Annotated in this window: 22 protein-coding genes and 1 pseudogene; 6 read left to right on the top strand and 17 right to left on the bottom strand. The window is 38.2% G+C overall.

The genetic code is table 11. The features are described from left to right. The first annotated feature begins 63 nt into the window (after positions 1 to 63). Positions 64 to 207 (top strand): YpzI family protein, encoded by a 144-nt coding sequence (locus RGF10_RS08055; protein ID WP_318508557.1) that lies wholly within the window; start codon positions 64 to 66, stop codon positions 205 to 207. A gap of 498 nt (positions 208 to 705) precedes the next feature. On the opposite strand, the pseudogene fni reads toward RGF10_RS08055, so the two are convergent. The 12 genes and pseudogenes from fni to RGF10_RS07995 form a co-directional block, all read right to left on the bottom strand. Then, positions 706 to 1,760 (bottom strand): annotated as a pseudogene (gene fni / locus RGF10_RS08050) (type 2 isopentenyl-diphosphate Delta-isomerase). Between the two features lie 12 nt (positions 1,761 to 1,772). Continuing rightward, positions 1,773 to 2,912: a 30S ribosomal protein S1 gene (gene rpsA, locus RGF10_RS08045; RefSeq protein WP_318508556.1), complete on the bottom strand. Its 1,140-nt coding sequence runs from the start codon at positions 2,910 to 2,912 to the stop codon at positions 1,773 to 1,775. 146 nt (positions 2,913 to 3,058) lie between these two features. Continuing rightward, a complete protein-coding gene (locus RGF10_RS08040) occupies positions 3,059 to 3,640 on the bottom strand; it encodes a lysophospholipid acyltransferase family protein (RefSeq protein ID WP_318509371.1) in 582 nt (193 codons plus the stop codon). Positions 3,641 to 3,645: 5 nt separating this feature from the next. After that, entirely contained in the window at positions 3,646 to 4,317 is a 672-nt protein-coding gene (gene cmk, locus RGF10_RS08035) for a (d)CMP kinase (protein WP_318508555.1), read from the bottom strand. 129 nt (positions 4,318 to 4,446) lie between these two features. Beyond that, a complete protein-coding gene (locus tag RGF10_RS08030) occupies positions 4,447 to 4,641 on the bottom strand; it encodes a YpfB family protein (protein WP_318508554.1) in 195 nt (64 codons plus the stop codon). 88 nt (positions 4,642 to 4,729) lie between these two features. Then, positions 4,730 to 6,079, bottom strand: a complete 1,350-nt coding sequence (gene ypeB, locus RGF10_RS08025) for a germination protein YpeB (RefSeq protein WP_318508553.1) — start codon at positions 6,077 to 6,079, stop codon at positions 4,730 to 4,732. 13 nt (positions 6,080 to 6,092) lie between these two features. Continuing rightward, positions 6,093 to 7,136 carry a spore cortex-lytic enzyme gene (gene sleB / locus RGF10_RS08020; RefSeq protein ID WP_318508552.1) on the bottom strand — a complete coding sequence of 348 codons (1,044 nt, stop codon included), beginning with the start codon at positions 7,134 to 7,136 and terminating at the stop codon, positions 6,093 to 6,095. Between the two features lie 148 nt (positions 7,137 to 7,284). Then, entirely contained in the window at positions 7,285 to 7,980 is a 696-nt protein-coding gene (gene prsW / locus RGF10_RS08015) for a glutamic-type intramembrane protease PrsW (protein WP_318508551.1), read from the bottom strand. Positions 7,981 to 8,099: 119 nt separating this feature from the next. After that, positions 8,100 to 9,071, bottom strand: coding sequence for a YpdA family putative bacillithiol disulfide reductase (locus tag RGF10_RS08010; protein WP_318508550.1), 972 nt, complete (start codon positions 9,069 to 9,071; stop codon positions 8,100 to 8,102). A 258-nt stretch (positions 9,072 to 9,329) separates the two neighbouring features. Then, positions 9,330 to 10,607 (bottom strand): Glu/Leu/Phe/Val family dehydrogenase, encoded by a 1,278-nt coding sequence (locus RGF10_RS08005; protein WP_318508549.1) that lies wholly within the window; start codon positions 10,605 to 10,607, stop codon positions 9,330 to 9,332. A gap of 206 nt (positions 10,608 to 10,813) precedes the next feature. Continuing rightward, positions 10,814 to 11,392, bottom strand: coding sequence for a genetic competence negative regulator (locus RGF10_RS08000; RefSeq protein ID WP_318508548.1), 579 nt, complete (start codon positions 11,390 to 11,392; stop codon positions 10,814 to 10,816). An 82-nt stretch (positions 11,393 to 11,474) separates the two neighbouring features. Further along, positions 11,475 to 12,245: a metallophosphoesterase gene (locus tag RGF10_RS07995; RefSeq protein WP_318508547.1), complete on the bottom strand. Its 771-nt coding sequence runs from the start codon at positions 12,243 to 12,245 to the stop codon at positions 11,475 to 11,477. A gap of 279 nt (positions 12,246 to 12,524) precedes the next feature. Between RGF10_RS07995 and RGF10_RS07990 the strand changes: the two genes are divergently transcribed. The 3 genes from RGF10_RS07990 (at position 12,525) to RGF10_RS07980 (ending at position 13,762) form a co-directional block, all read left to right on the top strand. Beyond that, positions 12,525 to 12,755 (top strand): spore coat associated protein CotJA, encoded by a 231-nt coding sequence (locus RGF10_RS07990; RefSeq protein WP_318509370.1) that lies wholly within the window; start codon positions 12,525 to 12,527, stop codon positions 12,753 to 12,755. Beyond that, positions 12,752 to 13,012: a spore coat protein CotJB gene (locus RGF10_RS07985; protein ID WP_318508546.1), complete on the top strand. Its 261-nt coding sequence runs from the start codon at positions 12,752 to 12,754 to the stop codon at positions 13,010 to 13,012. Before RGF10_RS07990 ends, RGF10_RS07985 begins: the two co-directional genes overlap by 4 nt. A gap of 180 nt (positions 13,013 to 13,192) precedes the next feature. Next, positions 13,193 to 13,762, top strand: a complete 570-nt coding sequence (locus RGF10_RS07980; RefSeq protein WP_318508545.1) for a manganese catalase family protein — start codon at positions 13,193 to 13,195, stop codon at positions 13,760 to 13,762. A 75-nt stretch (positions 13,763 to 13,837) separates the two neighbouring features. Here RGF10_RS07980 and RGF10_RS07975 read toward each other — a convergent pair whose 3' ends face one another. The 5 genes from RGF10_RS07975 to RGF10_RS07955 form a co-directional block, all read right to left on the bottom strand. Then, positions 13,838 to 14,296 carry a YpbF family protein gene (locus RGF10_RS07975; protein WP_318508544.1) on the bottom strand — a complete coding sequence of 153 codons (459 nt, stop codon included), beginning with the start codon at positions 14,294 to 14,296 and terminating at the stop codon, positions 13,838 to 13,840. A gap of 124 nt (positions 14,297 to 14,420) precedes the next feature. After that, positions 14,421 to 15,149 carry a LysM peptidoglycan-binding domain-containing protein gene (locus RGF10_RS07970; protein ID WP_318508543.1) on the bottom strand — a complete coding sequence of 243 codons (729 nt, stop codon included), beginning with the start codon at positions 15,147 to 15,149 and terminating at the stop codon, positions 14,421 to 14,423. Further along, positions 15,142 to 15,750 (bottom strand): CPBP family intramembrane glutamic endopeptidase, encoded by a 609-nt coding sequence (locus tag RGF10_RS07965; RefSeq protein WP_318508542.1) that lies wholly within the window; start codon positions 15,748 to 15,750, stop codon positions 15,142 to 15,144. The genes RGF10_RS07970 and RGF10_RS07965 overlap by 8 nt, the downstream gene beginning before the upstream one ends. A 13-nt stretch (positions 15,751 to 15,763) precedes the next feature. Continuing rightward, positions 15,764 to 17,257 carry a RecQ family ATP-dependent DNA helicase gene (locus RGF10_RS07960; RefSeq protein ID WP_318508541.1) on the bottom strand — a complete coding sequence of 498 codons (1,494 nt, stop codon included), beginning with the start codon at positions 17,255 to 17,257 and terminating at the stop codon, positions 15,764 to 15,766. After that, positions 17,248 to 18,312, bottom strand: a complete 1,065-nt coding sequence (locus RGF10_RS07955) for a YpbB family protein (protein ID WP_318508540.1) — start codon at positions 18,310 to 18,312, stop codon at positions 17,248 to 17,250. The genes RGF10_RS07960 and RGF10_RS07955 overlap by 10 nt, the downstream gene beginning before the upstream one ends. 270 nt (positions 18,313 to 18,582) lie before the next feature. Between RGF10_RS07955 and RGF10_RS07950 the strand changes: the two genes are divergently transcribed. Together RGF10_RS07950 and serA are read left to right on the top strand one after the other, a co-directional pair. Continuing rightward, a complete protein-coding gene (locus tag RGF10_RS07950) occupies positions 18,583 to 18,831 on the top strand; it encodes a ferredoxin (protein WP_318508539.1) in 249 nt (82 codons plus the stop codon). A 199-nt stretch (positions 18,832 to 19,030) separates the two neighbouring features. Next, complete coding sequence (serA, locus tag RGF10_RS07945) at positions 19,031 to 20,605, top strand: phosphoglycerate dehydrogenase (protein ID WP_318508538.1); 1,575 nt, start codon at positions 19,031 to 19,033, stop codon at positions 20,603 to 20,605. Positions 20,606 to 20,621: the final 16 nt, after the last annotated feature.

Here is a 20,621-nt window from a genome sequence, read left to right as displayed (position 1 = left end):
TTCATTCAAAAGCGAATGAAACTTTCATAAATGAATCATGTTAAGAGATAGGAGGTGGTTTAATTGGGTAAAGATCGCCAAGAGAAAAAACTTAAAGCAAGCCGCAAAACGGAGTCAGATCGCGATCAAGCATTACATTATCCTGGATCTACGAAGATGTCGAGCCCTGAAGAAGCAAGAAAATTAAATGATTCAAAGTATAGTTAATAGGAGAAGTGAAAGCTCGTCTAATTTGATTTGACGAGCTTTTTTACGTTTAAGGAGCATTTAAGGCGGTTGAGGGCTTGATGGAACAGTGTCGGCTTACTGTTTCCTATCGCTTTCTTTTTGGTCGTTTACAGGCACGGTAGACGGCTTATCGTTACCTTGCAATCTCGTTTTGGTCGGGGACGGGGACGATAGACGGTCCATCGTTACCTTCCGCTCTCTTTTTTGATGGTCGTGGGCACGATAGACGGTCTATCGTTACCTTGGGCTCTCTTTTGGTCGGGCGTGGGCACGATAGACGAACTATCGTTACCTTCCGCTCGCTTTTTGGTCGGGCGTGGGCACGATAGACGACCTATGCTATCGTTACCTTGCGTTGCCTTTTTTTTGATGTAACGGCACGCTCGGCAGCTGCCCCAAGTCCGTTGCCTCTTTTGACGACGGCGCACGCACACACACAGCAAAATGGCGTGTGGAACCCCCACACGCCATTCATAATTAGCTTCTTCTGCTATATTGCTTTGTATCAATTCCACGTTCTGTTAACCAATGATGTGTCTCTCCGCGCAGGATTAGCGGTGCTTGCTGTAATTCCTCAATCGTTTTCGCACCAAGAGCTGTCATTAAGATTGAGAGGTCATGATGAAACTCGTTTACTTGCTCAATCAGTGGTTCGATGCCTTCTTTTAGCAATATTTTTAAGAATAGTCCAGCCAGCCCCACTGCACTCGCACCTAAGGCAATCGCCTTAGCAATATCTATGCTTGATTGTATACCACCTGAGCCAATAATCGTCATCGGAACGGAACAGTTCTTCGCTTCCACAATGGATACTGCTGTGGGAATACCCCAATCATTAAAAAAGAAAGCGGGTGTTGCTGTCTGCGTTCGTTTTCGATTTCAGCAAAATTTGTGCCACCAAATCCGCCCACGTCTACAGCCTTAACACCAATAGAAGCTAAAGCTTCTACTGTTTCCTGCGCCATCCCGAAACCAACCTCTTTTACAATCACCGGGACACCAACTTGAGTGACAATCGCCTCGATCCTTGAAAGAGCTCCTGAAAAATCACGGTCTCCCTCAGGCATGGTTAATTCTTGAACTGCGTTAACATGGATCTGGAGCGCGTTTGCTTCAATAAGCTCTACTGCTTGTAAAGCCTGATCGACCGTTGCTTCCCAGCCAAGATTTCCGATGATGATTCCGGTTGGGTTAATCTGCCGAACGATACGATAACTATCTTGTTCATTTTTATCTTTTAATGCCGCCATTTGCGAGCCTACTGCCATCGCCAATCCCGTCTCTTTAGCCACAACCGCCAAATTATGATTGATATCGAAGGTTCGTACACCTCCGCCACCCGTCATTGCATTTATAAAAATTGGTGAACTTAGCAAAAGTTCACCAATTTTAGTACTTAATTTAATTTGATCAAGACTTGTGTCAGGGAGACTTTGATGAACAAAGGTAATATCCTCAAAGCTGCTTTGCTTTGCTTTAGCTGTTTTCAATGCAAAACGGATATGATCCCACTTACGTTCAGATCTAGTCACATTATATCACCATTAGTTTTTAAGATTCTTTAATTTATCCCCGATCATTTCGCCAAGCTGGAAGCCTTTAGACTCTTCTGGTAATTCGTAATCAATGACTTCATCAGCTTCTTTTTCAAGTAAATCTTTTATGCTTAAAGAAAGTCGTTGGTCTTGTTCGTTAACCTCTAACACTTTAACACTCACTTCTTGGCCCTCTTTTAACACTTCATGAGGGGTACCGATATGCTTATGAGCAATTTGTGAAATATGAACGAGCCCCTCTACTCCAGGGAAAACTTCGACAAATGCACCATAAGAAACTAATCGTCTGACTACGCCTGTTAGCGTACTTCCTTTTGGTGCACGCTCTGAAATGTTAGCCCAAGGTCCAGGAAGTGTATCCTTAATGGATAAAGAGATACGATCATGGTCACGATCAACACTTAAAATTTTAACTTGTACTTTTTGGCCTTCTTCAACAACATCAGATGGCTTATCAACATGCTGATGGGAAAGTTGTGAAATATGGACTAAACCATCTACTCCACCGATATCAACAAATGCACCAAAATCTGTGATTCGTTGAACTGTACCTTCTAAAACTTGACCAGCTTCAAGAGAATCAACTAAGTTTTGTTTTTGCTTAACTTTTTGTTCCTCTACCACTGCACGATGTGAAAGGATTAAGCGATTTTTTTCTTTATCTAATTCAACAATCTTAAATGTAAGAGTTCTGCCTTTGTAATCAGAGAAATCTTCAACGAAGAAGGACTCTACAAGTGATGCAGGGACAAAGCCACGGACGCCTAAATCAACGACTAATCCGCCTTTTACCACATCTTTTATTTCAGCTTCAAAAACTTCACCGCTGTTAAACTTCGCTTCTAAATCATCCCAAGCTTTTTCAGCGTCTACTTTGCGTTTTGATAAAATTAAAGCATCTTCTTCAACTTTAATAACTTCTAAATCTAATTCATCGCCTTCAGCTACAGCATCAGATGCTTTTTCTACATGGAGGCTTGAAAGTTCACTAATTGGAATAATTCCATCCAATTTACTATTCGCGATATTAACAAGAACCTGTTTTTCTTCCACTTTTGTTACTTGGCCTGTTACCTTGTCACCAACTTCAAAATTTGAAACTTCGACTTGATTCATATCTTCTACCATATGTACTCCTCCTTAATCCAATGACTGCTTGAAAGTAGTATAGGATGTGATGAAATCATCACTTAAAATATACAGGCTAAAATTGTCTGAAAAAAGCCCTTTAGTCTAACTTCTTATAAATAGGTTTATTTGTCAAGCAAAGAAGTCTATTTATGCTCATTAATCAGCTTTTGAATCTCATTCATGATGATTTCAGTTGTTTCTTCAGCTGAAACTTTGTTTTTTCGTGCTTCAGATAAATCAATCGGTTTCCCATACACCACTTTAAGCCGTTTAAATGGCTTGTATGGACCAATAATCGCACATGGGACAACAGCTGCAGTTGTTCTTAACGCAAAGAATCCTGCACCTGCGAGTCCTTTCCCAAGCTCTCCTGATTTACTTCGGGTTCCTTCGGGAAATAGCCCCATCACATGACCCTCTTTTAGAACGGCAAGCCCTTTCCTTAATGCCTCACGATCACTTAGGCCTCGCTTGACTGGAAATGCATTTACATTTTTGATGATGCTGCCAAGAATCGGAACAGTAAACAACTCTTCTTTAGCCATAAAATGGACAGGCCTAGGTGCTGTAATCCCTACAACAGGTGGATCAAATGCATCAATATGATTGGTACAAAGCAATACTCCACCTTCACTTGGGAAATGTTCTCTCCCGATCACGTCAAACCGATAAATCGGTCCAAGCACCAAATTACAGACAGATCTAGCAAATGCATAAAGGGTCAACTTCATCAGATCCTTTCATAAGCCAGCGCTAATATCTTTTCAACTACCTCTTCAATGCTAAGGGAGGTCGTATCAAGCTCTTCTGCATCTTCTGCCTTTTTTAAAGGAGCAGCCTCACGTTCAGAATCCAATTTGTCACGAAGCATAATTTCCTGTTTAAGCCTTTCCAAGTCAGAAGGGAAGCCCTTTGAAAGGTTTTCACTATGCCTGCGAAGCGCTCTTTCCTCGACACTGGCTAGTAAAAATATTTTTACTTCTGCTGTTGGTAATACATGGGTTCCAATATCTCTCCCATCCATTACAACTCCGCCACCTACTGCAAATTGCTGTTGTCTTGCAACCATTTCCTTACGAACGAGCGGGTGCTTCGCCACAATTGAAACAGAATTCGTTACAGAAGCTGTTCTGATTTCATTGGTGACATCTTGATCATCTAAGTAAACAAGTTGTCCTTTTTCTCCTGGCAAAAGATTTATCGTTGTCTTTTCCAATATGGCCACAATTGCGGATTCATTCTGCAAATCAGCTCCTTCGTTTAATGCTTTAAAGGTTATGGCACGATACATGGCACCAGTATCAATATAAATATACGATAGTTTTTCTGCTACTATTTTTGCAACTGTACTTTTCCCTGCAGCAGCAGGACCATCAATTGCAATGGAAATCTTCTTTGTCATAATTCCTCCATCGGATGTACCTATTTAAATAACACCAATATATTTTACCACAATTCAGTTTAAAACTAAGATACAAATGATTTATTTCTCTTAAAAAAGAAAGCAGGATTTACCCTGCTTTCTTACTAATCAGCGTCCATTAAAGGTCTCAAGAATTTCGGAAAAATTACCTTCCGTTACACCTTCGTAACGAGTTATCTGCTGAAGTTCCGGCAACACTTGAAATTTATGGAATAACAATTGGCTTATTAATAAAAAGATAAATTGAATGATAACAATTTTAATTAGTATTCTTTCAACGGCTTTCATCTCAAACTCTCCCATGTCTCTTATTAGTTCTCCTTACTATTGTTAGATGTTTTTTCGCTTTTATTCCTAAAACAGAAAAAAAAGGAAAAGCGATAAGCTTTCCCTACACAACATCTTCATAAATCGGCTCAGCATTTTGGAGTTTTTCTACTTTTTCCTCCATACCGGAATCGGCATTAATATAAATTCTATAGGTATCCTCACCAAGTGTTCCAAGGAACTCATAGCACAATACTTCTTTATTCACATCATTTAAAATAACAGCAAGTCGATTTTCCATGATTTTTAAATTGCTATTTATTTTGGTTCTAGCTTCATCAGCAGTAATTTTCGGGTTTGGAATTACTCTAGTTTGGTGTGATTTTAAATAATCATTTGCAGAAAAACCGAGTAACTGTCCATTATCCAAGGCTACTTTTACTCGTATTGCATCAGGATAAACCCGAATATTATTCTCACTACCAACAAAAGTAAACACACCGAGATTATCATACTGGGCACTTTCAAATAAATCTAAATTCTCAAATCCATTTTGCTTTAAAAAATTAATGGCTTTATTTGATGCATCATTTAGACTTATTTTCTGAGCTTTGATGTCTCTATTTAAAATAAACCAGATTGGGTAGCCGCCTTTTTTCGTCACATCCATATTTGCCTCTTGCTGATTCTGTTTATCTAAGAGAGACACACTATAAAAGCCATAATCGGAACCCTTTCCACTAGTTTCCACCTGAACCTTGACATCATTTCCTAGCCCTGCATATTTTTTTGCCGTTGAAATAGCCTCTTGTTTAGAAACAATTTTCCCCTTAAGATTTTTATAATTTTCATCCTTTTTTTCCATATTGATGTAAGCTGGTCCAAAATCGGTTTCAGAATAACCCGAAACGGTCTTTTCAACTGTTTTAAACCCATCTATGATGGTGTTATCTGCCCCCTCTTTACCGGTTGCTAACGCCATCTCAACATCCATCCACCGCAAATTATTTTTCAATACAAGGTGTTGCACCTGCCGAAGTTCATTTTGAATATCAGCAGATTGTGCATACAAGCCTTGTAATGCGGCATATTCTTTTTCATTTAATGGTTCCTTATCTAAATCTCTAATGGCCGTCTGATAACTAAAATCACCTATTTTGGCCAAGAATTCTTCTGTTTTATTAAAAGGTAAAAGGGTTAACGGCAGTTGTCCCACATTATTATGTGCCTGTGACGTTAAGCGCCAAACCTCTGCAAGCGCAGGGGATAGAGAATTCCTTGAATTCATGGCTAAAGTAGTCCCAATTTTATCGTGCAATAAATCTACGTTATAAGCGAGTTCATGGAAAGCGCGTTGGTAACTATTTTCTGCATTTAACAGAATCGCATTTTTTTCTCGATGCTCCTGATATCCCCAATAAGCGGTCCCGGCAATACCAAGAGTTAGTACAGTGATAAATATTCCTCTAAGCAAGACTATCACCTCTTTATTTACAGAATATGTGTTTCCCTATTTTCTTAATTTGTGGTCTTGACCAAATCCATCCGTTTGTTGCTGTATCTGGGTTAAAATAATAAATTGCTTCACCAGTTGGATCATAACCGTTAATCGCATCGAGGACTGCTTTTTTCGCGTTCTCATTTGGCGTTAACCATATCTGACCATCTGCTACAGCTGTAAACGCACCCGGTTCAAAAATAACCCCAGAAACGGTATTCGGAAAGCTTGCAGAATTGATTCGATTTAATATGACTGCGGCTACAGCTACTTGCCCAATATAAGGCTCGCCTCTAGATTCACCATAAACAGCGTTTGACAATAGTTTGATATCATTTTGTGAGAAGCCATTTGGTGTATTGGCAGCTGTTGCTTTTGCTGGTTGCTTATTTTGCTGAGCTTTGGGCTTAGACTGTACCTTTGGCTTGGATGCTGCTGGTGCTTTTGCAATCTGCTTAGCAGGTGTTTGTGCCTTCTGCTTAACAGGTTGCTTTGCTTTTATTTGATTTTTTGCAGGTGTTTGTGCTTGCTGTTTTACAGGTTGCTTTGCTTTCGGCTGAGTCTTTGTTGGTGATTGTTTTGCCTTTGGATTTGCAGCTACTTTAGGTTTTGTAGGTGTCTTTGGCTTAGCAGGTGTAGTCTGTTTGTTTAAATCCACCCCACCGTAATGGGTAAATTTATGGCCCTTATCAATTTGTTTATTAACAAAGCGTTTATCATATTTTGAGGCTCTTACCAGTTTCGCTTTCGTCTTTGCTCCTGCTAAACCATCAATTGGCAAGCCAAATTCGTATTGAAAATTTCTTAACGCCCAATAGGTCTTCCAATCAAAAACACCATCAATTTTCCCATTATAAAAGCCAATGTATTGCAATCTCGACTGTAATTCAACCACATCTTCCCAGGTAGCTCCCTGCTGAATTACCTGATTGGTAAAAGCAACCGCTTTTCTTTCTAAATGACTAAATAGTACAAACTGAATCAATAACAAAACAAATACTGTGCATTTTATCGGAAACCACTTAATCCTCATTGAAGTTTACCCCCAAATGAATATCATTTTCTTACATCTATTTTTCGTAGAGGCTGGGTTTTTATGCAAAAAAATCTATTTCCTTCGTTCAAAGCGGATTTTTCCCACAAAAAAAAGATTGATCCAGTGGACCAATCCTTGTTACATATTATTTTGTTGTCATTCCTGCCTTCTTTAAATGAAATTCATTTTGAAAGTGAATGGTGCTTAATGCACGTGCTTTTTTAACTTTCCTTAAACCTAGCCACCATAAAAAAATCATAAAGGGAAGAATCATGATAATCCATTGCTGGAAATTTAATAAAATATAATCATATATCCCATGCAACAGGAATGGGATAATCAGGGATAGAGCTAACCATTTCCGCTTTCCAAGCGTAGTGAACTTACCCTTACCAATATAAAAGCCCATGATTACACCGAATAAAGCATGACTTGGTACAGGCAAGATTGCACGCCCTAATGCATGTTCCATACCATTTTCTAATAAGAACACAAGGTTCTCAGCCGTAGCAAATCCTAATGAAACAGATGCACCGTAAACAATCCCATCGTAGGGCTCATCAAAGGCTACATGCTGATAAACAGTATAAATTAAGATAAACCATTTAAAAAATTCCTCTAAAAATCCTGTTAATGCAAATGCGTTTATGACTCCCATTTGCCCGATATCTTCTACTTTGAAAATATATTGGATGAAAGCGATCGGAAAAACCATGATGGCACCGAATAAAAAGGTCTTTAAGACAATCGGAATGGGTTCTGATCCATATTGATCCTTAAGATAGAAATAACTTAGTAATGCAATACCAGGAGCGACCCCAGCAGATAATATACCTAGCATGAGAATCCTCATTTCAATCAATTTCCTCCATCGTAACACGGATGAACAAGAATGAGAATGACTTCTTTGTTTATTTTATCCATCCAAATTTCTCTAGGATTGATATGAATCTTGCGGTTTTACATATTTTGCTTTCTTAAAATAGAATTTGCTATAAGTTGACCATGGAAACGACCATTTTCAATAAAAATTTCATTCGCATTATTACCTGCTGCAATGACACCTGCAATATAGATCCCTTCGATATTGGTTTCCATCGTTTCTAAGTTATGAAAAGGGCGTCCTGTTTCTCGATCAATTTGAATTCCAATTTGCTCTAGAAAGCTGTGATCAGGATGGTAGCCTGTCATGGCAAATACAAAATCATTTTTTACTTTTTTTACTTCGGAATCAGTCTGATAAACAACGGTATCCGCTGTAATTTCCTTGATGTGAGAATTGAACTCCATCGTAATTTTCCCACTTCGGATAAGTGATTCAAATTCCGGCAAAATCCATGGTTTAATACTTGGTGAAAACTCGTTTCCACGGTAAACTACTGTCACCTTAGCACCAGCTTTGACCAGTTCGATCGCTGCATCTACACTTGAATTCTTTCCTCCAACCACTAATACATTTTTATCAAAATAAGGATGAGCCTCTTTAAAATAATGAAATACTTTTGGAAGCTCTTCTCCTTTAACATTCATATAGTTTGGATGATCATAATACCCTGTAGCGATGATTACATTTGAAGCAGAGTATTCCTCAAGATCTGTCTGCACACTAAAGGAATGTTTGTCGATTTTTGAAATCGATAATACCTTCTCAAATGAGTTTATTCTTAATTCTTTCCTTTTGACTACTTCACGATAATAGGATAATGCTTGATTTCTTCTTGGCTTATAGTCCTCCGTAACAAACGGAACTTCTCCAATTTCAAGCTTTTCACTCGTACTAAAGAATGTCTGATGGGTAGGATAACGGTATATTGAATTTACAATATTCCCCTTTTCAATTACCAGCGGATTGATGCCAATATTTTGTAATGCAATGGCCGCCGCCAATCCACAAGGCCCTGCCCCAATAATAATCACTTTTTCTTGTTGCATAGGTGCAACACGCTCCTTTATAACATCCCTGATTGTTTCAATAAAAAATCTCCTATTTATGATAGGAGATTTTTTACAAATATTCAATGAAGGAGACTTATTTCTCTAAAAACGAGCCGCTTTCGCTTTTCGTTTTGTCCAGCTCCAGTGGCTAGCCCCTCGAGGTCATAAGCCAATCTGGCCAAAAGGTCAAAGTGCGACCTTCCGGCCAGCTCGTCTTATGCTTGTCGGGGCTGAACGAGCCGCTTCCGCTTTTCGTTAAATCCATCCCTGGAATCTGCTTGCTTCGGCCATTTTTCTTACTCCGACCATATAGGCAGCTAAACGCATATCAACTCGTCTCGTTTTAGCTGTATCATAAATATTATTAAAAGATTTAACCATAACCTTTTCAAGCTTTTCTTCCACTTCCTCTTCCGTCCAATAATAGCCTTGATTATTTTGGACCCATTCAAAATAGGAAACGGTGACTCCACCTGCAGAGGCTAGTACATCCGGGACTAGCAGAATGTTTCGATCTGACAAAATCTGTGTGGCTTCTAGGGTTGTAGGACCATTTGCAGCTTCCACAACGATACTTGCTTTTATTTTATCTGCATTCTCATCGGTAATTTGATTTTCAATTGCCGCTGGAACGAGAATATCGCAATCTAATTCCAATAATTCCTTATTGGTAATTGTATTGTTAAATAATTTTGTTACTGTACCAAAGCTATCTCGTCGGTCTAGTAAATAATCAATATCTAATCCATCTGGGTCATGCAAAGCACCATAGGCATCTGATATACCGATGACCTTTGCACCAGCATCATGCATGAATTTTGATAAATAGCTCCCAGCATTTCCGAAGCCTTGTACAACGACTCGAGCTCCTTTTAGTTCGATTCCTTTCTTTTTAGCCGCTTCTCGGATACAAATCGTCACCCCTTTAGCAGTGGCTGATTCCCTACCATGTGACCCACCTAATACGAGCGGCTTTCCAGTTATAAACCCCGGAGAATTAAATTCATCTATCCGACTGTATTCATCCATCATCCAAGCCATGATTTGAGAATTGGTAAAAACATCTGGTGCAGGGATATCTTTTGTTGGACCAACAATTTGGCTAATTGCTCTGACATACCCTCTGCTCAACCGCTCTAATTCACGGAAAGACATATCACGGGGATCACAAACAATTCCACCCTTCCCTCCACCATAAGGAAGGTCTACAATACCACATTTTAAACTCATCCAAATCGAAAGTGCTTTCACTTCTTTTTCTGTGACATGTGGATGAAACCGAATGCCCCCTTTTGTAGGACCGACTGAGTCATTATGCTGGGCACGGTATCCAGTAAATATTTTTACAGAGCCATCATCCATGCGAATCGGTATTTTTACCGTCATCATTCTCATCGGCTCTTTCAAAAGTTCATATACTTCATTTGGATAACCAAGTTTTTCTAATGCGTTATGAATGACAGTTTGTGTTGATTTAAGTACATCATGTTTCTCTCCTGTTTCTCTACTTTCAGGACCTTTCTCGGCTACCATTAAATAACCTCCTAAAAATAACTTTTACGCTGGTACCCACTTTTCATGACATAGTATACACTTTAACACGATTTATGCAACAATATGGTCTGTAGCTAATCGTTAAATCAAAAGCATTTACAATACTTTTATATTCAACAAAAAAGCGATTTTCCCCTTTATGTTTCCCTAATCAAAAAACAAAAAAAGAGGCATATTGCCTCAGATTAAAAATATTTCACAATCGTTTCAATTGCATTTTGTTTAATAATCAAATTTCCGTATTCGATTAATCGGTGAATACTGAGGAGAGAAGGGTCCCCATACTCCGCCAATACAGAGATTAATTTATTCTTATCTGCTGCTTCAATACCTTCGAAATGGAGGTAATATTTATCATTCATTGAATAGAGACTTCCATCACTTCGATCCATAGTCATAAAACGCTTTGACAATTGGATTACTTCTTCAATCGTACTAAACTCAAATAAAACTTCTTCACAGCCTTCTATTGTTACTTGCATTTCAATGAAAACATCCTCAAGCGATTCCTCTTCTTGGTCTGATTCCTCGAGCGTTAAAATCATAACCATTCCTTGAGCTTGAAGAGAGAAGATTTCAACTGCTATTGTTCCTTGTATCTCCACTCCGAACTCCTCATTGGCTTCCTCGAGCATATCATGGAACAGCTGGTTCCATTTTAAAGAGTCAATCCAAATATCCTCCTTAGATAAGCCTCGATCATACAAATCATCTGTTGTAAGAAAAAATTTGATTTTATTGTAAGTCAATCTTTCCAAGCGCATGACGTAAGCCCCCTGCCGTGAACAAAAGCTCTTATGTTAATGTATGTAATTATCATTAGATGGTGCTTTGTTTTACAAGGGTTTAAGTTTTCCTTGCAATGATTGAAATCAAATGGGTCTCAGCTTTTGCTCCAAGCCTAAATGGCACTGCGGTGGTACCATAGCCATTGCTGACAAAAACGGTCGTCTTGCCGATCTTCTTTATTCCTCCTTTTTCATAAGGTCCAAAACCGAAAATTCGAATTTGACCACCATGAGTATGACCAGATAAAACTAGGTGGATTTCATGTTCAGGTAGGATATCGTGGATAATTTCCGGGTTATGGCTGACCAATAACCGAAAACCATGTTTTTTCGTTTGTTTCACAACGGGTTCTAATTGTACATTTCCTTCAACATAATCATCGATACCAATCAAATGAAATAAATCGCCTTCAATTGACTCCCAATGCACCACTTTATTCAATAACACATGGATCCCTAAATCATTGAAAAGATTAGTTAGAAGATCGTTATCGACCTCGTAATCATTGTTTCCCCAAACAAAATATACAGTGCCGATTTTTTTTAATTCTTCAAGATTTTCTTTAATTCTTTGTAACGGGACTTTTTTTTCAGCTAAATCTCCACCAATAATGACCATTTCTGCTTTTCCAGCTACTTCCTTAATAATCCTTTTTGATATTTTTCGCCGATGAATATCAGAAATAAAAAAAATCTTCATCTCACTAAAGCTTGCTGGCAGTTCAGAAAAGGATAGGTTGTGATAACAAACCTGATTAAAGAATGCTTCTTTTAACATATATAAAAGGGTAAAAACCCCACACAACAGTAATATAATTATGAAAATCATGTTCCCTCCTAGTTCGCTTACATCTTGCGATAATTTAATGAAATCATATCACAAATGATGGAAAAGCAGAAAAACAACAAAGTCATCCATATATTACTTCAACAAACGTAAAAAAGTTACTCCTTATCCTCACCTGAACTTTTCCTCGAAAAATACTGTGGCCATTTTCTTGCTCATGTTTAGTAAATGACATGCATACAATTAAATGTCTCAATTTTCCTTTATTACTACAATTATCACTGAGTTTTATTTCAGCTTACTATTAAAAGGAGGTCTATGATGTCAACACCTATGAAAAAATGGCACCCATATGCAAGCCCATTTGACCCTTGTCCTCCCATTAAAGTAAAAACTTTTTCTACTCCACCAAATCTGTATATGGGGTTCCAGCCACTAAATTTACCGCAATTTTCACCTCATGAAGCTTTGAGAGCAGGAACCTTGTGGAAGCCATTTTATGATCCTTGGTACGGTCCATATGAACGAGCAAAGGAGAATAAACCACAATGAAACAGCTACCACCAGAATATTATCAATTACTGGAACAGCTGCAGGCTGTCGATTTTGTCCTAGTAGAGCTAACTCTTTATTTAGATACACACCCACAGGACTCTGAAGCGATTAATCAATTTAACCACTGCGCAAAAGAGAGAAAAAGACTAAAAAAATTGATTGAAAGCCAATATGGTCCAATGCAGCAATATGGCAACAGCTACTCTGGCTATCCATGGAACTGGAACGACCCACCCTGGCCCTGGCAGGTTTAAAAGCGGAAGCGGCTCGTTCTGCCCCGACAAGCATAAGACGAGCCGGAACGGAAGGTTGTTCTTTAACCTTCTGGCCGGATTGGCTTATGACCTCGAGGGGCAAGCCGCTGCAGCTGGATAAGTTTAAAAGCGGAAGCGCGGCTCGTTGTTGAATTTTTTTATAAGGAGGGAAATGGCCATATGTGGATATATGAAAAAAAACTGCAATATCCAGTAAGGGTTAGTACTTGTAATCCAAAGCTAGCAAAGTTTCTGGTGGAACAGTATGGCGGTGCAGATGGTGAATTAGCTGCGGCTCTTCGCTACTTAAACCAACGGTATACCATACCGGATAAAGTTATTGGTTTATTAACTGATATCGGTACTGAAGAGTTTGCCCATTTAGAAATGATCGCGACGATGATATACAAACTTACGAAAGATGCTACTCCTGCTCAGATGATTGCGGCAGGTCTCGATGCTCATTATGCTAATCATGACAGTGCCTTATTTTACCACAATGCTGGTGGAGTTCCGTGGACAGCAACGTATATCCAAGCAAAAGGTGATCCGATTGCAGATTTATACGAAGATATCGCGGCCGAGGAAAAAGCTAGAGCTACCTATCAGTGGATCATAAATATGAGTGACGATCCTGACCTGAATGATGGTTTGAGATTTCTGAGAGAGAGAGAAATCATTCACTCCCAAAGATTTAGAGAAGCCGTTGAAATCCTAAAGGAAGAACAAGGAAAAAAACAGTTTTTTTAAAATTATAGAAGCAAAGGGCTAACCTTCCATTCCATCATTGCTGAAAAACTAGTTGATGGAATGGAAATGGTAGCCTTATTTATTTTCATGATATAAATTAATGTCATAATTTTGTTTCATCATCTCAAAGACTAGATGGCGGTTTGACCAAGATTCTTCTTTTTTCCACAGGTCCTTACTTTTATCGATGATTTCGCATCGTAAAGCATGAAACTCCTTTTCTGCCTTTTCCCTTTTTCCATGAAGGAGATTCATTAACCCATATGTTCCTAGGGTGAGAATAAGGAAATATAAATTCAAGCTGTTGTTAACATAAGCAGAGAACATGGCAGCAAAAGAATATGAATAAGGAGTTACAATAGAAAAATAGAGATAGATTAAATAACAAAACGTCAAAAATAATGTACAGGACATAACCAAAAGATGCTTCGCTTTATATTGTTCATATTTCTTTTTTCGTTTAACTACATTTACTAACATTTGTTTTGTTGCAGGATCTGTTTTTTCATCAAGCTGCAGGATTGAATCATTCACTGTCTCATCCCTCCTATATCCATAGTCATTGTATGATCTTGTCCAACACAATATGATCGATTTCACCTACAATCGAATGAAAAAAACCATTTAGATTAAGCCCTAAATGGTTTCCGAAATTTTATTAAATTGGGATTTTAAGTGTTTGTCCCACACTGATGCTATCACTCTTTAAGTTATTTGCTTTTTTGATGATATCGACACCAGACTTTGATTGATAATATTTCATCGCGATTCGATACAGTGTCTCACCCTTCTGGACCGTATGAAGCTTGATTTCCTGTGAATTATCTTTCGTATTATTAGCTGGTGCATTCGAAACTACGGGTGTATCGGGAGTTTCTGAAACAGTCGCTGTTCCACTTACTCCTCCTGCTGATGATTCAGTCGTTGGTTCTGAAGTTGTTTGATCTGCTGCTGGGTCAGAAACTGCTTCACTCTTGTCTTCTGCAGAAGTCTGTTGACCATTTTCGTCAGACTCTTTACTTTCAGCTTTTTGCGAATTTTTCTTGTCTACGGCATTCGAATCTTCAATGGAGATTGTTTCATACCCACTCTTTTCTTCCATTCCTGTCTTTGTAGAATTCGGGAAAAGATTATCTCTGTATGTATAAATAGCAAAAATAATAATCGGCAAAAGGATAAAAAAGACAACCTGCAGACGAATCAGCGGAAAGCTTTGTTTCTCACTTTTCGTTTTGTTTTTCGTACGCTTTTGATGGTGCACTTCACTTCGAGGTGGCAAGCTCGTTGATTCAGATTTCTCCCCATTTGTTGAACTACTAATTGTAGCCCGTCCTATTCTTCTTCTAGTACTCTCCGTTTGTTGACGATAAGGATCTTCTCTATTCATGAATATCTCTTCCTGTTCTCTCTAATTTGTCATGTTTCAATCGAATCATTAGCCCTAAAAGAAAATCAATAAGGAAGTGCATGAAAATCGTTACGGCTAAGTTGTCGGTTAGTTCATAAACATACCCAATTAAGAAACTAAGTAAAATAATATTGATAAATAAAAACCAATTAAACAAATAACGATAATGAATCACAGCAAAGAGGATGCTCGAAATGATCAAACCAACATGTGTTTGAATGACTCCTCGAAAAAGGATTTCTTCACTAATTGCTACTAAACCTGCAATGAAAGCAATGTGAAACACATTTCTCCTCTGAAAAATTCGTTCGTTTAAACCACCGTCAAAATAAAACCGTTCAGGCAGTACTTTCGTTAACAGCGTATCAATCACGACAACAATGAGGGCTACTCCTCCCCCAATAGTCAAAATGTTATCGTCTTTCCAGTTAAATAAGCTAAAAAAGGTCGAGCGATGATCAAACAAAATGATTCCAAGCACAAAAGAAATAGCCAGCAGAATCAATTGTGTTAAGTATAAATGGAATAATAACTCTTTATCTGATAAGTCCTTTATCAATTCAGTATACCGATTTTTCATAGTTTTTTCTCACTTATTTTAGTAAAATTTGGGACAAATATTGTTTCCAATCAAATACTTGGTCTATTGTTTTATTTTTTGATGAAACGGATTTGTAAAAGTTGGATAAATCTAATCCACAACAATCACAACAATACTCCATATGGATTAAATCGCATGGTTCTTCGAAATAGCGAAGAACCATTTTCCTTCGGCATTCTTCAGACTGAATAAATTGGGACATTGACAGGATGTTTCCACGTTTAATTGCGAGCCGTTCCTCGACGTATGCTAGTAAGGTCGTGAAAGAAGTTTCCTCTTCGACCTTTTTCAAGGCAGATTGCTCAAGAAAATCAGTGATGATTCGCCATTGGTTGTCAGTAAATCCCGCGTATTGTTTCAACTCATTTCGTGAATTTGCAGCACTACCGATTGGACTAGATTTAGCCATATTAGCAAAAAACTCAATTTGCTCTTTGGATGGTAGCTCTGCTTCAGCCAAATTGAAAGCAAGCCCTTCATCTCCAGCTACATAAAGGAGAATCGCAATGCTTTTCTTCCCATCTCTTCCAGCTCGGCCGATTTCCTGTAAATAGGATTCCATTTGTAAAGGCATATGATAGTGAATAATAAAACGAATGTTGTCTTTATTTACCCCCATACCAAATGCGCTAGTTGCACAAATAACATCAAGTTGATTATTAAGAAACTGTTGTTGAATTAAGATTCGTTGCTCCTGCTCCATTCCGCCATGATAAGCCATCACATTTAAGTTCCCGTTGGTTTGTAAAAACTCCGCAGTAGCTTCTGCTAACCTTTTACTGGAGAAATAAATAATTCCTGGCCCCTGTAACTGTTGCACTAGCTGTGCGACTCGAGTTCCTTTTTCAGAATGGTCCGATAGCCGTTCGATCTTAAATGCAATATTTGGGCGATTGACTGAGTAAATAATTTCATTACAGGCATTCAGTTCAAGTGAAGCTTTAATATCCTGTCTAACCTCTTTTGTTGCAGTTGCTGTTAGAGCTAGCGTCACTGGATTTCCAATTATTTTCCGAATAGTGCCTAGTTTTAAATAGTTCGGTCGAAAATCATAGCCCCATTGCGAGATACAGTGGGCTTCATCGATAACAAATAATGAAATCGAGTGTTGTTTTAAAGTATTCAAAATTGATTCTAACCCTAACATTTCCGGTGATATAAAAATAAATTTGTAATGACCTAGATTTGATAAGGCTGCTTTTTTTTGAGCTGGAGTTAAAAAGGAATTAATGGCAATAACCCTTTTTTCCCCTTTCATCTTCATTTGTTCCACTTGGTCTTGCATTAGTGATAATAAAGGAGAGACAATGAGGATCTTGCCCTGTACGAAATAGCCTGGAAGTTGGTAACACAAGGATTTTCCAGTACCCGTCGGCAGCATCGCTAACGTGTCGTTCCCATCGAGCACGGAACGAATAACGTCCTCTTGTCCTTCCCTAAAGGCCTCATATTGAAAGTGTTTTTTTAATGTCGAGATCAATTCCATTTCGAATCACCGTATTTCGCTAAAACAAGCCTAATTTCAAAGTAACTCGCTCCATCGGTCCATTCGCGAATTAACTTCAATTGCTTTGAAGGAGACTGTTCTGCTGCATCCATTATCATTTTTTGTTTTTCCATTGGGACCAAGTTGGAGATATCGAACGTTTTATCCATTAATGCAATTTCGACGAGGTGATCCTCGACTGTACTTCTTTTTAATTTCCTTATATTTGCGATTTCATTTAAGTTAAATCCTTGTTTTATAAAATGATAGGTTTTACTAGTGGAAATCGTAAAGGACGAAGGCTGACTTAAGTCAGACATGATCGATTTAAGTAATGGATATTTTGTAGGTCTTTGGTGAATCTCATCGATCATATAATGAATGATATTTAGAAATTGCAGATGATAATAACTTGGCTCGTAATTTAATTCATGTGCCGCTTGTACGCCAGTTAATCCAAATCTTTTGTGCCCAGTAAACCGAATGACTAGGATGGAAGGGTCAAGTGTCGGCTCTGAATCCAAACAGGAAATGATTTCATTGTAAAGCTCGGAAGCTAACGCTTGTCGATCTTTCGTCTTTTGCTGCAAGAACAATTTTACCCAAATCTGTACATCCGACTTACGTTGAATAGGAAAATATTCTGTATGATGATGGATTAGGTTCGAGCATACCTGAACTAATAAGGACAGTCTTTCCCAAAAAACAGAGGTTAACGAATGGTACTTCCAGCCATTCAAAAAAGCCGGGAGCGGTTTTTCTACCATTTCTTTGGCTAATACAGCCTTTCCTTCAGTTGTTACATGATAATGCTGGTCGGATGTTTCAGACACCCAATCCATTTGACTGCATAATAAAATTTTACTCTTAAAGTCATCTCGTCCTAAAAATGGGAATGTTTGAAAAAGATGTTCCAGTTTAAAGAAATGAGCATCTTGAATGGTTTGCGAGGATTTCTTTCCATTTAGAAGATGAAAAACGGAAGAAATACTTCTTTCATTATCAATTTGATTTAAACAATAGAGAATGACGGTTTCGAGATAAGTCACAAACATTCCTTCCCCTTTGAATTCGATTGAATAAAGTAGACCGTTAGTATTTCAGGAAAATGTAATGTAAAGTATAATTATGTTTATTTTAACATGAAAAGGGATAGATGGTTAAACCTTTGATCAAACACAGGTGCATTCTTGATGAATCCGTATTCTAATTTATTTTCCTATTGAAAAGTTGGTCTCACAGTTTTAAAATAGAGTAGGGAACGCTTTCCATTACATATGGAAGATCTTTAAATTTTTGTTGAACTAATTGGGAGGTTTTTTTTCATGGCGAAATACACTATTGTTGACAAAGAAACTTGCATCGCTTGTGGTGCATGTGGAGCTGCAGCACCAGATATCTACGATTATGATGATGAAGGTATTGCATTCGTAACTCTTGACGATAACCAAGGTATCGTTGAAATTCCAGAAGTCCTAATTGATGACATGATGGATGCATTTGAAGGCTGTCCAACTGATTCTATTAAAGTTGCTGACGAAGCATTCGATGGAGACGCTACAAAGTTTGAATAATAGGATCTAACTCGCTGAGAAACCTCTTCACTATTCGAAGAGGTTTTTCTATGTAATTGATTTTTGAATCCCCAGGAATATACTCACCAACCACATTTTGCACTTTTTAAGCTCTTCTAAGGCAAATTGACACACTATCATTATTTTAGTAAAATATCTGAAAATTGCTCCTATACTAAACGGAAGGTAGATGAAAAATATGTACCAAATATTGGTTTCCGATGCTATTAACGAAGTTGGATTACAGCCCTTGTTAGACATGGCTGATGCAAATATTATCCAAAAAAAAGCTACAGATCCTGATGTCCAACTTAATCAAATTGATGCATTATTAGTTCGAAGTGCTACTAAAGTTACAGAAGAATTAATGGATAAAATGCCGAATTTAAAAATTGTTGGCCGCGCAGGTGTGGGAGTAGACAATATTGATATTCAAGCAGCTACTAGAAGAGGAATTATGGTCATCAACGCCCCTGATGGGAACACGATTTCAACTGCGGAGCATACGTTTGCAATGATGGCATCTTTAATGAGAAAAATTCCGCAAGCTTATGAATCCGTGAAAAAATTGGAATGGAAACGCAATGACTTTGTTGGTACCGAATTATATGGCAAAACATTAGGTATCGTTGGCATGGGAAGAATTGGTTCTGAAATAGCTAAACGAGCCAGAGTATTTGGAATGTCCGTAAACGTCTTTGATCCATTTCTAACTAAAGAACGTGCCACTCAGCTTGGGGTTGCATCCTGTACATTAGAAGAAGTATTAGAGAGCGCCGATATCATAACAGTACATACTCCACTTACCCCTGAAACGAAGGGACTACTCAACGAAAAGACATTAGCGAAAACAAAAAAGGGCGTTTATCTTCTGAATTGCGCACGTGGTGGTATTATCGATGAAAACGCATTGGCCACTTATCTCGGCAATGGTCATGTTGCAGGAGCCGCATTAGATGTATTTGTAACGGAGCCTCCTGGAGAGCATCCATTATTCAAATTTGATAATATTATTTTCACACCACATTTAGGTGCATCAACAAATGAAGCACAGCTCAATGTAGCAATTCAGGTCGCAAAAGAGGTTCGCTTATTTTTAGAGGATAAACCTGTTGCCAATGCTATTAATCTACCATCCATGTCAAAGGATATTTTCCAAAAAATACAACCATTCCACCATTTATGCAAGCAGTTAGGTTCTACCATTTCACAGTGTGTGAAAGAAGGTGTAAATGAAATCTCCGTTACCTATGCCGGAACGGTTAATGATTTAGAAATTTCCTATTTAACGAAAGCGATTCTTTCAGGCTTCTTTACAAATCGTGTCGACGTAGCCGTAAACGAAATCAACGCTCTTCTGATTGCCAAGGAGCGCGGAATAACAGTTGGAGAAAAACTAGGAACCAATACCTTTGGTTATGGTAATAGTGTGTCTGTAACGGTTAAAGGTGATAACCAAGACTTTATTGTAAGAGGAACTTACATTGAACATTACGGACCGAGAATCGTGAATTTAAATGGCTTTAATATTGACTTCCTACCTGAAGGAAATTTACTAGTTATTAAGCATATGGATCGTCCTGGAGTCATCGGTCGCGTAGGTAAGATTTTAGGCGACCATGAAGTGAACATCGCCACCATGCAGGTTGGTCGAAAAGAAGCTGGCGGAGAAGCTGTAATGGTATTATCGTCTGATAAACCGCTAACAGACGACCTAATAAATAATCTGTTGAACAATGGCGATATTGTCAACGCACGACGAATTACACTTTAATTAGCAAACACAGCCC

Origin of the sequence: Bacillus sp. T3, from assembly GCF_033449965.1 — a bacterium.
In the GTDB taxonomy this organism is placed as follows: Bacteria; Bacillota; Bacilli; order Bacillales; family Cytobacillaceae; genus Bacillus_BU.
Note: the sequence above shows the minus strand (reverse complement) of the source record. Positions and strands in the feature narration are given on the sequence as shown.